The following is a 12718-nucleotide window of genomic DNA, read 5'->3' as shown; positions in this document are numbered from 1 at the left end:
TCGGCGAGGCCGGGTCAGCGCCCCAGGAAGACCGGCTTCTCCTTCTTCACGAACGCCTCGACCGCGATCGTGTGGTCCTGTGACGCCCCGGCCCGGCCCTGCAGCTCGTCCTCCTTGCCGAGGGTCTCGGCGAGCGAGTGCCCCGCCCCGTAGGCCAGCGACTCCTTGATCGCGGCATAGGCGGCGGTCGGGCCCTGGGCCAGCCGTCGGGCGACGGCCGCGGCCTCCACGGCCAGGTCGTCGGCCGGTACCACCTTGTTGGCGATGCCCAGGTCGTACGCCTCCTGGGCGCTGATGTTGCGCGGGAAGAGCAGCAGATCGGCGGCCCGGCCATGGCCGATCAGCCGCGGCAGTGTCCAGGACACCCCGGAGTCGGCGGTCAGCGCGACGCCCGCGAAGGAGGTGTTGAAGGACGCGGAGTCGGCGACCACGCGGTAGTCGGCGGCCATGGCGAAGCCCGCACCGGCGCCCGCGGCGACCCCGTTGACGCCCGCGACCACGGGCTTGGGCATCTCCGTCAGCGCCGTCACGATGGGGTTGTAGTGCTCACGCACGGTGTTCATGGTGGCGCCGGAGCCGGTGGCCCGGTCCTCGGCCAGCAGCCCGATGTGCTCCTTGAGGTCCTGCCCGACGCAGAAGGCGCGCCCGGTCGCGGTCAGCAGAACGGCGCGTACGGCCGGATCGGCGGCGGCCTCCTGCAGGGTGTCCCGCAGCAGGACCTTCGCCTCGATGTTCAGCGCGTTCATCGCGTCGGGGCGGTTGAGAGTGATCGTCGCAAGTCCGTCGGTCACGTCATAGAGCACGGTGTCGGCCATAGTGGGAGTCCCCTCCGTCGCGGCTCGGACTGCTCTTCAGCGGCAGTCAGCGCTCAGGATGCCGGAGATCATCGGGCCTCGGCATGTGACGTACATCAAAGATTACGGGCGCGTCGGAGGTCGGCGGGTGGAGAAGTATTGCAGCCACCTCCCCGAATTGAGGGGGTTTGCGAGAGCGGGTTGCCGAAGGGATGCGGCCCGATGTTGGTCATCGGGTCGTTCGATGCGGGATAATGGCCTGGAAGCAATCTGTTCGATGCCGGTGACACGTGCCCATTCGGGCCGTCGGCTGAGATGTGCTTGATTGAGCTGGTTTCAGGAAGGGGAACGAGCATGGCGGCCATGAAGCCGCGGACGGGCGACGGCCCGCTCGAGGTGACCAAGGAGGGGCGGGGCATCGTCATGCGCGTTCCGCTCGAAGGCGGCGGGCGGCTCGTCGTCGAGCTGACCCCCGACGAAGCCAAGGCCCTGGGTGAGGCCCTGGACAAGGTCACCGTCTGACAAGGGCGGCGCAACCGGCGGTTTCCCGGGGCTGACCCCGGTATCCCCAGCCGAATTACCCCGGCCCCGGCACGAGACGCGCTGTAAGGCGCGCCGTGTGCCGGGGCCGTTTGCATGTCCCGGGGTCGGGGTCGGGGCCGGGGCTGCGGCCGGGGCGGGGGCTGCGGCCTGCGGCGGCCGGGGGCCGGGGCAGGTCAACTGCGCTTGACCGCGCAGAGCAGGCCGTCGCCGACCGGCAGCAGGGCCGGCACCAGTGTGGTGCTCTCCCGGACGGCCCGCAGCAGCTCCCGCAGCCGCAGCACCTCGGCGGGCTGCAGCGACGAATCGACCGTACGGCCGTCCGCGAAGACGCCCTCGAAGCAGACCAGGCCCCCGGGGCGCAGCAGACGCAACGATTCAGCGAGGTATTCCAGGCACTCCATGAGGTCGCCGTCGCAGAACACGAGGTCGTAGCCGCCGTCCGCGAGACGGGGCAGTACGTCCAGGGCGCGGCCCGGAATGAAGCGGGCGCGGTTCCCGGCGAAGCCGGCCGCACGGAACGCCTGCTTGGCGAAGGTCTGCCGCTCCGGTTCGAGATCCACGGTGGTCAGCACCCCGTCGGGCCGCATGCCGTGCAGGAGGTAGATGCCCGACACGCCCGTGCCGGTGCCGATCTCGGCGACCGCCTTGGCGTCGGCGGCGGCCGCGAGCAGGCGGAGGGCCGCGCCGGTGCCGCTCGTCACCGTACGGATGCCGGCTTCGCGCGCGCAGTCGCGGGACCACCGCAGGGCGGTCTCGGCGCTGTCGTCGATGGTCCCGGCGCCGTACGCCTCGGCGAAAGCCAAGCTCGTCTGCCGGTTGCCGGTAATGGCCCTCTCCTGTCCCCGTAGTTGACGCAACCGTGACTGTATCCGCTGCGTCCGGGAACCCGCAGATGGGACCGGACGTTAAAGAGGGGCAGGGGATGACGGGGGGATGCACCGGTGAAGACCGCGCGGGACACGATGCATGAACAGAAGCAGGACCAAATGCAGGTCAAAACTGCTTATCCGGAGCTAACGGGCGAGGTGGATATGGTAGGGGCTCTACTGGACACCACCAGAGCCACCAGGGGAGGTGCGGCTGCGGCGGGTGACCGAGGGGTGCTGAGGCGCTTGAAAAGGTCGTTCGTCGAGCCGAAATCCGTGACAGACACTGCTGACCGTTCCCGCCCCCACGGCCCGAAGGCCAAGGGAGGGGCCCCCGTCGCCGACTCCGCAACCACCGCGACCTTTGCCGCAGACGCGGATGCGCAGGCGTGGACTCCGCCCAGCTGGGAGGAGATCGTCAGCACCCACAGTGCGCGGGTCTACCGCCTCGCCTACCGCCTCACCGGCAATCAACACGACGCCGAGGACCTCACCCAAGAGGTGTTCGTCCGCGTCTTCCGCTCGCTGTCGACGTACACCCCCGGCACCTTCGAGGGCTGGCTGCACCGGATCACCACCAACCTCTTCCTGGACATGGTCCGCCGCCGTCAGCGCATCCGCTTCGACGCACTCGGTGACGATGCCGCCGAGCGGCTGCCCAGCCGCGAGCCCTCACCGCAGCAGGTCTTCAACGACACCCACTTCGACGCCGATGTGCAGCAGGCGCTGGACACCCTTGCGCCCGAATTCCGTGCCGCCGTCGTCCTGTGCGACATCGAGGGCCTGTCGTACGAGGAGATCGCCGCCACGCTCGGCGTCAAGCTCGGTACGGTCCGTAGCCGGATCCACCGTGGCCGCTCCCACCTGCGCAAGGCCCTCAAGCACCGCGCCCCGGCCACCCGTGCCGAAGAGCGTGAGCAGCGGCGGTCGTTGGCCGTGGTGCCCACGGGGGAGGTCGGAATCGCGTGAGCGGCAGTGGCGGTCCGTCCCCCGCCGAGCAGCATCTCGGCGACCGCCTCGCGGCCCTGGTCGACGGCGAGTTGGGGCATGACGCACGCGAGCGGGTGCTCGCGCATCTTGCGACATGCGGACGGTGCAAGGCAGAAGCCGACGCCCAGCGTCGGCTGAAAAGCGTATTCGCCGAGACGGCACCCCCCGGTCCTTCCGAGGGGCTGCTGGCACGACTGCAGCAACTGCCCGGTGGCGACCAGGGCGGTCCCGGCAGTCGGCTCGGCAACGGCAGCTTCGGACGCGGCGACTTCGGGCGCGGCGAATTCGGACGACGTGGCGAGTTCGCCCGCGGCGGCGGCGCGTTCCGCTACGTCCCCTCCGACAGTCACTCCGGCCATCCCATGGCAGCGATTCCCCTGCAGCCCCGTGGGCGCGGCTTCCGGGTACAGGAGAGCTACCGGCCCGCGCAGCGGCGTCGGTTCGCCTTTGCGGCGGCCGGTGCGGTCTCCCTCGCGGCCTTCGCGCTGGGCGGCGCCCTCCCGCTGGAGGCGGCCGTCGATCTGCCCGGCGGACGCGTCGACGGCGGCGGCACAGCCGTCACCCCGCTCAGCGTCAGCCCGGCGGCCGACGCCGGTTCGCTCCTTCGCGGTGAGGGGTTTCCCGCCAAGAATTCCCGGTCCGGCGCCTGGCAGCCGTCCGGCGGTCCGACCCTGGCCCCGGCCCCCAGCGCCATGACCCTGTACGGCCCCACCACGGCACCCCCCTCCCCGCACTCCCCGGCGCCCGCCCAGGCCGGACACTTCGGGCTGTCGCCCCTGATAGCCGCGACGGGTCCGGCATCGGCGTCCTACCTCGCGCCCCTGGTGGCCGCCACCGGCACCGCGCCCGTACGGAAGAACCCGCCCGCGCTCCCGCCCCTGGAGCCCATGCGCCCGCCGACCGGTTCCGCGGTCGCAGCGGCTCCCTCCCTCTCTGGCTCAACCCCCGCCCAGCGCTGACCGTCTCCTGCGCATCCCCGCGTGGAACTGGTTGAATCCCTGTGGGCGGCGCACCCCTGACCGGGCGCGTACCGCGAGGTGGTGGTGGCCCGCGCAGGGCCGCGGGCGAATTCTGGGGAGAGCATGGACGACGGTACGGCCGCCGAGCCGAAGCTGAAGTGGTGGAGCCGCCCGGGAGGCACCCCGCGCACCGAACCGTCCGCCGAGGCCGGTCCGCAGGCCGTGCCGCCCGCCGACGGCACGGCGGCCGGTTCGGTGGCCGGCACAGTGGCCGACGCATCCGAGGCATCAGGCACCTCCGAGGTGCAGGGGGCGCAGGACTGGATCGTGCGTCCGCCGGAGCCGCGCAAGGGCTCGGGGGCGGGCATATCGCCGGAGCTGTCCGGGAGCGCCGGGACGTCCGAAGTGGACTCCTCGGCCGATGGGCGGGCGGTGGCACACGGAACGACAGCCGCCGACCGGACGCACCAGGAGGAGGCCGGGGCCGCGGGCGCCGGGACGAGCGGTGCGCGACCGGCTCCGTCGACCATGACGCTCGGCCGGGTGACCGGTACCGCGCGGGACGAGGCGCTGACCGGTGCAGGCGAGGCCCCGGACGAAGCGGCCACGACCACGGCGGCGGCCCCCGCTCCCGCGTCCGGGACTCCTGCATCCGGGACTCCTGCATCCGGGACTCCCGCGTCCGGGACTCCTGCATCCGGGACTCCCGCGTCCGGGGCCCCTGCATCCGGGGCTCCCGTGTCCGGGGCCCCGAGCGCCACACCGCCGCGGCAGCAGCCGTTGCACGCCGAGGACCCGTACGGCACCCCTCCGTACGGCGGTCCCGGGCCGTGGGCGCCGGCACCGCCCGTACAGCGGCCGGTGGCCACCCCCGCGCACGGCACGGTCCTCCCGCCGGCCGCCGGGCCGCTGCCCCCGTACGGTGCCCCGGCCGCCCCGCAGACCGCGATGCCGGGAACGGGCTACCCGAGCCCGCCGCCGCCCGCCGCCCCGGTCGGTGCGCCGCCCGCTGCCCCGACCGGTGCGCCGGGGGCGAGAGGGGAGGACCCGCCGCCGCTCGCGCACCCCGGGGAGCAGCCGCACCTGGCCCGGACGGCCGATGCCGCGCACCCTGGGCCGGCCCCCGAGCCGTGCGCCTCCCGCCCGGGACTTCAAAAGTCCGGCCCCCCGCAGCCCGACGCACCGCAGACCCCTGCCCCGCAGGGGTCTGCCCCCCAGGCCCCCGGCCCGCAGTCCAGTTCCGCACACGTCCCCGGCCCGCAGTCCAGTTCCCCGCACGCCCCCGGCCCGCAGACCCCTGCCCCGCAGGCCCCCGGTCCGCAGACCACCCCCTTGGGCTCCGTGCCGGGACCGGCCGCCGCACCCGACGGCTCGGCGCAGGACGGCACGGACGGCGCGTTCGTCCCGCACCCCGGCGACGGTGGCCCCCGCCCCGCAGCCGCGCCCGCGCCTGCGCCCTACGCGGCCACGCCCCGGCCCTTCTCCGGCCTGCCCGCCGACCACGGACCGGCCTCCGCCCAGGGGCAGCACCCGGCCCCCCACGGCGCCTGGCAGCAGTACGACCCCTGGAGCGCGCCGCTGCAGGGCGGGCCCCTCGCCCCGTCGCCGTACGACCGGCGCCGTCGGCGCAGGCCGCTGGTCGCCGGCGCAGTGGCGCTGGCGCTGCTGGCGGGCGCCATCGGCGGCGGCATCGGCGCGTATGTCGAGCGCTACGGCGGGATCAACGACATCAGGCTGCCGCAGTCCGCCGGTGACGAGGCGGGCCGCAGGCCCGACAGCGTCGCCGGGATCGCGCAGACCGCGCTGCCCGGAGTGGTGACGATCCATGTGCGGGGCAGCGCCGAGCAGGGGACCGGCACCGGCTTCGTCCTCGACCGCCAGGGGCACATCCTCACCAACAACCATGTGGTCCAGCCGGCCGGCAGCGGTGGCGAGATCTCGGTGACCTTCAGCGGCGGCCAGACGGCCAAGGCCAAGGTCGTCGGCCAGGACGGCGGCTATGACCTCGCCGTCGTCCAGGTGGAGGGCGTCACGGGACTGCGCCCGCTCACCCTTGGCAACTCCGACTCGGTGCAGGTCGGCGACCCGGTGGTGGCGATCGGCGCACCCTTCGACCTCGCCAACACCGTCACCTCGGGGATCATCAGCGCCAAGCAGCGCCCGATCACCGCGGGCGGCGAGAAGGGCGACGGCAGCGATGTCTCGTATGTGGACGCGTTGCAGACCGATGCCCCCATCAACCCCGGCAACTCCGGCGGCCCGTTGGTGGACGCCAAGGCGCGGGTGATCGGCATCAACAGCGCCATCCGGGCGGCCGACAGCGGCAGTGGCCTGGGCGGCGGCGCCCAGGGCGGCAGCATAGGGCTGGGCTTCGCCATACCGATCAACCAGGCCAAGCGGGTGGCCGAGGAGCTGATCAACACCGGCCGGGCCACACACCCGGTGATCGGCGTGACCTTGGAGATGGAGTACGCCGGCGACGGGGCGCGGGTCGGCGAGCACAGCAAGAGCGGCAAGCAGCCGGTCACCCCGGGCGGCCCCGGTGCCAAGGCCGGGATCAAGCCCGGTGACGTGATCACCACCGTGGACGGCTCCCCGGTGCACAGCGGCGAGGAACTGATCGTCAAGATCCGCAGCCACCGGCCCGGCGACACGCTGGCGCTCACCCTCCGGAGGGGCGGCAAGGACCGCTCCGTACGGCTCAGCCTGGGTTCCTCCAGCACGGGTTGATCGTTTGCATGGTGTTGGTACGGGCGACTCCCGCCCGACGTACGGGGCCAGGTACCTTGATAGGCGGCCTGTCCCATAGGCCGACGAAGGCCGCGGATTACCCAAGGAGCTGCTAGGTGTTCTTCGACATAGGACCCCTCGAGCTGGTGGCGCTCGTGATCCTTGCGGTGCTCATCTTCGGTCCGGACAAGCTGCCCAAGGTCATCCAGGACGTCATGGGCTTCATCCGCAAGGTGCGGGCCTTCTCCGACAGCGCCAAGGAAGACATCCGCAGCGAGCTCGGGCCGGACTTCAAGGACTTCGAGTTCGAGGACCTCCAGCCCAAGAATTTCGTGCGCAAGCACGTCCTGGACAAGGACGAGTACGGCCTCAAGGACCTTCAGGAGATCCGTAACGGCTTCGATCTGAAGAAGGAGATGGCCGAGGTCACCGACGCCGTCCACGGCCACGGCCACGACGGCGCCTCCTCCGCCACGCCCTCGAACGGGGCAGGTCCCAGCCTGTCCAAGGAGTCCCCGGCCGCCTCCGCCGGCCGCCCCGACCTGGTGAAGAAGACCGGAAGCCCTCAGCCGGACGAGCGTCCGCCGTTCGACGCCGACGCCACCTGACACACACCGGTATGACCGGCTGTGTTGACGGCTATGACTATGCTCCGGGTGTCCGGGGTTCGGTCGCCTGAGGGGGGCGGGCCGCCCACGACGCAGGGCAACAAGGAGGCTCCGCGCAGATGGAGACGACGAGTCGGACAGCGGCACAAGGGGTGTCCGCGGAGGCCGGCCGGAAGGTCGACGGCTATCTGCTGGCCGCGTTCCCGTGGTACGGCCTCGACGAGGCGTTCACCGGTCCGCGCTGGCTGATGCAGGTCGGCGCGGCCGCGGACGGCACCGTCGAGCACGGCGCCACCGGGCATGGCGAGGAGCCCACCATCAAGGTGGAACCGCCGCAGGACGAGCGGTTCGCGGTCGTGGTGACGGTCGCCAGCCGCCCCGTACGGCGCAGCGCCGACGGCACCGGCGTACTGGAGGCGACCTCGGTCTCGACGGCGGCCTGGCTCGCCGGCTCGGGCCTGCTCGCACAGACCTGGCCCACCCGGATGGACCGGACGCTGCGCCAGGACTGGCTGGACCAGCAGACGATGCTCGCGTGGGAGCTGGCCGACGACCTCGGCGGCGGGAGCTGGAGCGAGCTGATGCTGCCGGTGGACGGCGTCCCCACGTCCTTCGCCTATCGCGAGTCCGAGTACGGCTGGGTCCTGGCCGGTTCGGCGAGCGAGGAGGGGCCCGAGAGCGTGCACATCGGTGCCTACGGGCGGGGGATGAGTGCGTACGGGCTGGGCTTCTCGGTGATCAAGGACCTCGCCGCGTACGAGGGCTGACGCGTATGCGGTCCGACGCGTACGAGCGCCGACCGGCAACGCAAGGGGAGACCTGACCGGTACCGCAAGAGGAGAGCCGACCGGCAATGCAAGTAGAGGCCTGACCGGCAACGCAAGAAGAGAGCCGGACGGCAACACAAAAGGGCGGGCCCGCACGGGCCCGCCCCTTTTGCGTCATCCGGTCTTCGCGGCCGTCGCGCTCTCAGAACTTGTTGCGCGGGGTGATACCCAGCGACATGCCCTGCAGGCCCCGCTGCCGGCCGCCCAGCTTGCCCGCGATCGTGCGGATCGCCGAGCCGGCGGGGGAGTCGGGGTCGGTCAGCACGACCGGCTTGCCCTCGTCGCCGCCCTCGCGCAGCCGGACGTCGATCGGGATGGCACCGAGCACCGGCACCTGCGTACCGGTCGTCTTCGTCAGGCCCTCGGCCACCCGCTCGCCGCCGCCGGTGCCGAAGACATCGACCATCTCGTCGCAGTGCGGGCAGGGCAGCCCGGACATGTTCTCGACCACGCCGACGATCTTCTGGTGGGTCTGCACGGCGATCGAACCGGCCCGCTCGGCGACCTCGGCCGCGGCCTGCTGCGGGGTGGTGACGACCAGGATCTCGGCGTTCGGGACGAGCTGCGCCACCGAGATGGCGATATCGCCGGTGCCGGGCGGCAGGTCCAGCAGCAGAACGTCCAGGTCGCCCCAGTACACATCGGCCAGGAACTGCTGGAGCGCGCGGTGCAGCATCGGGCCGCGCCAGACCACCGGGGCGTTGCCCGGGGTGAACATGCCGATCGAGATGACCTTCACGCCGTGCGCCGACGGCGGCATGATCATGTTCTCGACCTGGGTGGGCTTGCCGTCGGCGCCGAGCATGCGGGGTACGGAGTGGCCGTAGATGTCGGCGTCCACGACACCGACCTTCAGGCCGTCGGCCGCCATCGCCGCGGCGAGGTTGACGGTCACCGACGACTTGCCGACGCCGCCCTTGCCGGAGGCGACGGCGTAGACCCGGGTCAGCGAGCCGGGCTGGGCGAACGGCACCTCGCGCTCGGCGGTGCCCCCGCGCAGCGAGGTCGCCAGCTCCTTGCGCTGCTCGTCGCTCATCACGTCCAGCTCGACGGCGACGGAGGTGACGCCCTCGACCCGCTCGACGGCCTCCCGCACATTGCTGGTGATCGTCTCGCGCATCGGACAGCCGGAGACCGTGAGGTAGACCACGACCGCCACCGCGCCGTCCGCCGCGATGTCCACCGATTTGACCATCCCCAGTTCGGTGATGGGGCGGTGGATCTCGGGGTCGTTCACCGTCGCGAGCGCGTCGCGGATCGCGTCCTCGCTCGGTGCGGTGCCTGGGGGAGTGTCGTTGGCCATGTCCCGATGGTACGGCGCGTGAGGGTGCCTCCGGAAAGCCCGTCAGCGGTCGCGTTCATCACTCTCCGCGCCGGCCGGCTGCCGCAGCTCCAGATCCCTCAGCATGTCCTGGAGCTCGGAGCGGATCCAGTCGCGGGTGGCGACCTCGCCCAGGCCGAGCCGCAGGGCCGCGATCTCCCGGGTCAGATACTCGGTATCGGCAATGGACCGCTCGTTCTGCTTGCGGTCCTGCTCGTGGGTGACCCGGTCGCGGTCGTCCTGGCGGTTCTGCGCCAGCAGGATCAGCGGAGCGGCGTACGACGCCTGGAGGGACAGTGCCAGCGTCAGGAAGATGAACGGGTACTGATCGAACCTCAGGCCGCTGGGCACCGTGGTGTTCCAGAGGACCCACAGGATGATCGTGACGGTCATCCAGACGATGAAGCGGCCGGTCCCCAGGAAGCGGGCGATCTTCTCCGAAAGCCGCCCGAACGCCTCCGGGTCGTACTCCGGCAGGAACGTACGGCGCGGCGCGCGCGGCTGGTCGAGGCGCACCCGCGGCCGGCCCGCGGCGCCCCGGCGCATCGCCGAGGCTCCGTTCGCCCGCGACCGCTCCCTGGCGCCCTCCCGCTCCTCACCGCCCATGCGTACCCTCCCCGAGGGGCCGGTCGCCGTTCAGGCCGGCCGCGGCCGGGCCGTGCAGCCCGTCCTCCCGCCAGTCGTCCGGCAGCAGATGGTCCAGTACGTCGTCGACGGTGACCGCACCCAGCAGCGCCCCGCTCTCGTCCACGACCGGGGCGGCGACCATGTTGTACGCGGCCAGATAGCTGGTCACCTCCGGCAGCGGGGTGTCCGGCGGCAGGGCGGGCAGGTCGGTGTCGGCGATCGAGCTGACGAGGGTGAACGGCGGGTCGCGCAGCAGCCGTTGGAAGTGCACCAGGCCCAGGTACTTGCCGGTGGGCGTCTCGTCCGGCGGCCGGCAGACATAGATCTGGGCGGCCAGCGCGGGCGAGAGGTCCGGGTCGCGCACCCGCGCCAGCGCATCCGCGACCGTCGCGTCCGGGCGCAGCACGATCGGCTCGGTGGTCATCAGTCCGCCCGCGGTCCGCTCCTCGTACGACATCAGCCGCCGCACATCGGCGGCCTCCTCCGGCCGCATCAGCGCCAGCAGCCGTTCCTTCTCCTCCTCCGGCAGCTCGGAGAGCAGATCGGCGGCGTCGTCCGGGTCCATCGCCTCCAGGACGTCGGCGGCCCGCTCGTCCTTCAGCTTGCCGATGATCTCGACCTGGTCGTCCTCCGGCAGCTCCTCCAGGACATCCGCGAGCCGGTCGTCGTCGAGCGCCGCGGCGACCTCGGCGCGCCGCTTTGCGGAGAGATGGTGCAGGACGCCGGCGAGGTCGGCGGGCCGCAGCTGTTCGAAGGTGGCGAGCAGGCTCTCCGCGCCCTGCCCGTGCTCCTCCAGCGAGAAGCCGGTCACCGCCGACCACTCCACGGTCAGCACCTCGCCCGCCCGTCGCCCACCACCGCCCTTCGCGGGAGGCGCTCCGCGCCGCAGAATCTTCTGGCGCAGCCCCCCGCCCTTCCCCTTCCGCACGAAGACCTTGTCGATCTCCCAGTCGCGGCGGGCCGGCAGCTGGGTGAGGCCGATGTCGAGGACGGTGACCTCCTCGTCGGTCTCCACCAGACGCACCCGCCGGTCGAGCAGCTCGCCGAGTACCAGCGTCTCGGACGTCCGCTGCTCGAAGCGCCGCATATTGACCACGCCGGTGATGATGATCTGGCCGGACTCCACCCCCGTCACCCGCGTCATGGGCACGAAAATCCGGCGCCTGCTGATCACCTCGACGACCACCCCGAGCACCCGCGGGGGGCGGTCACCGACCCGGAGCAGCGCGACGAGGTCCCGCAGCCGGCCGACCTGGTCGCCGTTGGGGTCGAAGACGGCGATGCCGGCGAGATGGGAGACGAAGACCCGGGGAGTCACCACTGCCATGCAGAGTGCCGCCCTTTCTCCCGTTCAGCCCCGAAATACGGCATCAATCCGGGTTCAGGCTAACGCGCCCCGGCCTGCGCCGCCCCGGTGGAGGAGGCCGTAGGGTGACCGCCACGCACCCCGCCGAAGACCGTGCGCGACCCAGGTACGCTGCCGTACTGCTGTCGAGGTCACCCGCATCAGGAGGCAGAGCCGACGTGAGCGCAATCCCCCCGGGGGCCGGCCCCCGCCCCCTGGCCGGACCCCGTCGTACGGGTCGGGCCGTGCTCGTGGGGGCGGCCTGTGCGGTACTGGCCGTGGCGGTGACGGGCTGCGGCGGGGAAGACCCGGACGCCGGCACCAACGGCGTGGGGAAGCTGCCGGCCGCGAAGATCGAATCCAAGGCGCGGGCCGCGGCCCAGCGGGCGGACACCGTTCACCTCTCCGGCAATGTCGTCAGCCAGGGCCGCACCTACAAGCTCGATATGCGTCTGGCGAAGGACGGCGCGAAGGGGGAGCTGACCACGAAGGCGGCCGCCTTCCAGCTGCTGCGGGTCGGCAATGCGCTCTATCTGAAGGCGAACGCGGCCTTCTGGGCCGGCGAAAAGGGCGGTGCCTCGGGCAAGCCCAGCCAGGCGGCGGGCAAGCTCGACGGCAAATACGTCAAGGTGCCCGCCAGTGACCCCGTCTACAAGCGCTTCAGCGGCTTCACCGACAAGGACACGTTGCTCGCCGGCCTGCTCGGCCTGCACGGCAAGCTGACGACCGGTGAGCGCAGCGACATCGACGGGGTCCGGACCGTGCGGGTGGCCGCCGGCGCGGGCTCCGGCGGAACCCTGGACGTCTCCCTGGAAGGCACGCCCTACCCGCTGCGGCTCCAGCGCGCCGGCGGCGCGGGGGTGGTCCGGCTGGCCGACTGGGGCCGCAGTGTGGACCTCAAGGCCCCGCCCAAGGACCAGGTCGTGGACTACGGCTCCAAGATCTCCGGAAAGCGCTGAGAAAGGGCCGGGCAAGCGCTGAGAAGGAGAAAAGGCCGGGAAGGGACCGAAAGGAACCGGGAAGAGACCGGGAAGGGACCGGGAAGGGCTGAGAACCGGGGACGGTCCGTGGCCCGTCCGCTCGCCGGGCAAACCCTCCGCTCGCCTTC

The 12718-nt window shown here is 72.1% G+C and carries 12 protein-coding genes; 7 read left to right on the top strand and 5 right to left on the bottom strand.

Annotation, left to right across the window (positions count from 1 at the left end; genetic code table 11):
* Positions 1-14: 14 nt before the first annotated feature.
* On the bottom strand, positions 15-815 hold the full coding sequence (locus ACF088_RS02725) for an enoyl-CoA hydratase/isomerase family protein (RefSeq protein ID WP_392373549.1): 801 nt from the start codon (positions 813-815) through the stop codon (positions 15-17).
* Between the two features lie 333 nt (positions 816-1148).
* Here ACF088_RS02725 and ACF088_RS02720 point away from each other — a divergent pair, with 333 nt between their 5' ends.
* Positions 1149-1316, top strand: a complete 168-nt coding sequence (locus ACF088_RS02720) for a DUF3117 domain-containing protein (protein WP_006603288.1) — start codon at positions 1149-1151, stop codon at positions 1314-1316.
* 194 nt (positions 1317-1510) lie between these two features.
* On the opposite strand, the gene ACF088_RS02715 is transcribed toward ACF088_RS02720, so the two are convergent.
* Positions 1511-2107 (bottom strand): O-methyltransferase, encoded by a 597-nt coding sequence (locus ACF088_RS02715; RefSeq protein ID WP_392373977.1) that lies wholly within the window; start codon positions 2105-2107, stop codon positions 1511-1513.
* 372 nt (positions 2108-2479) lie between these two features.
* On the opposite strand from ACF088_RS02715, the gene sigE reads away from it, so the two are divergent.
* The 5 genes from sigE (at position 2480) to ACF088_RS02690 (ending at position 8257) form a co-directional block, all read left to right on the top strand.
* On the top strand, positions 2480-3172 hold the full coding sequence (sigE, locus tag ACF088_RS02710; protein ID WP_311624277.1) for an RNA polymerase sigma factor SigE: 693 nt from the start codon (positions 2480-2482) through the stop codon (positions 3170-3172).
* Positions 3169-4152 carry an anti-sigma factor family protein gene (locus ACF088_RS02705; RefSeq protein ID WP_392373548.1) on the top strand — a complete coding sequence of 328 codons (984 nt, stop codon included), beginning with the start codon at positions 3169-3171 and terminating at the stop codon, positions 4150-4152. The genes sigE and ACF088_RS02705 overlap by 4 nt, the downstream gene beginning before the upstream one ends.
* A gap of 948 nt (positions 4153-5100) precedes the next feature.
* Positions 5101-6882 carry a trypsin-like peptidase domain-containing protein gene (locus tag ACF088_RS02700; protein ID WP_392373976.1) on the top strand — a complete coding sequence of 594 codons (1782 nt, stop codon included), beginning with the start codon at positions 5101-5103 and terminating at the stop codon, positions 6880-6882.
* A 116-nt stretch (positions 6883-6998) separates the two neighbouring features.
* A complete protein-coding gene (locus ACF088_RS02695) occupies positions 6999-7490 on the top strand; it encodes a sec-independent translocase (protein ID WP_392373547.1) in 492 nt (163 codons plus the stop codon).
* A gap of 119 nt (positions 7491-7609) precedes the next feature.
* On the top strand, positions 7610-8257 hold the full coding sequence (locus ACF088_RS02690) for a hypothetical protein (protein ID WP_392373546.1): 648 nt from the start codon (positions 7610-7612) through the stop codon (positions 8255-8257).
* Positions 8258-8459: 202 nt separating this feature from the next.
* Here ACF088_RS02690 and ACF088_RS02685 read toward each other — a convergent pair whose 3' ends face one another.
* The 3 genes from ACF088_RS02685 to ACF088_RS02675 are packed head-to-tail and all read right to left on the bottom strand — an operon-like array spanning position 8460 to position 11592.
* A complete protein-coding gene (locus ACF088_RS02685) occupies positions 8460-9620 on the bottom strand; it encodes an Mrp/NBP35 family ATP-binding protein (RefSeq protein ID WP_392373545.1) in 1161 nt (386 codons plus the stop codon).
* 42 nt (positions 9621-9662) lie between these two features.
* Positions 9663-10244: a DUF1003 domain-containing protein gene (locus tag ACF088_RS02680; protein WP_392373544.1), complete on the bottom strand. Its 582-nt coding sequence runs from the start codon at positions 10242-10244 to the stop codon at positions 9663-9665.
* Complete coding sequence (locus ACF088_RS02675) at positions 10234-11592, bottom strand: magnesium transporter MgtE N-terminal domain-containing protein (protein WP_392373543.1); 1359 nt, start codon at positions 11590-11592, stop codon at positions 10234-10236. The genes ACF088_RS02680 and ACF088_RS02675 overlap by 11 nt, the downstream gene beginning before the upstream one ends.
* 197 nt (positions 11593-11789) lie before the next feature.
* Between ACF088_RS02675 and ACF088_RS02670 the strand changes: the two genes are divergently transcribed.
* Positions 11790-12569 carry a hypothetical protein gene (locus tag ACF088_RS02670; RefSeq protein WP_392373542.1) on the top strand — a complete coding sequence of 260 codons (780 nt, stop codon included), beginning with the start codon at positions 11790-11792 and terminating at the stop codon, positions 12567-12569.
* Positions 12570-12718: the final 149 nt, after the last annotated feature.

Source organism: Streptomyces sp. NPDC015125, assembly GCF_043080045.1.
Taxonomy (GTDB): Bacteria; Actinomycetota; Actinomycetes; order Streptomycetales; family Streptomycetaceae; genus Streptomyces.
Note: the sequence above shows the minus strand (reverse complement) of the source record. Positions and strands in the feature narration are given on the sequence as shown.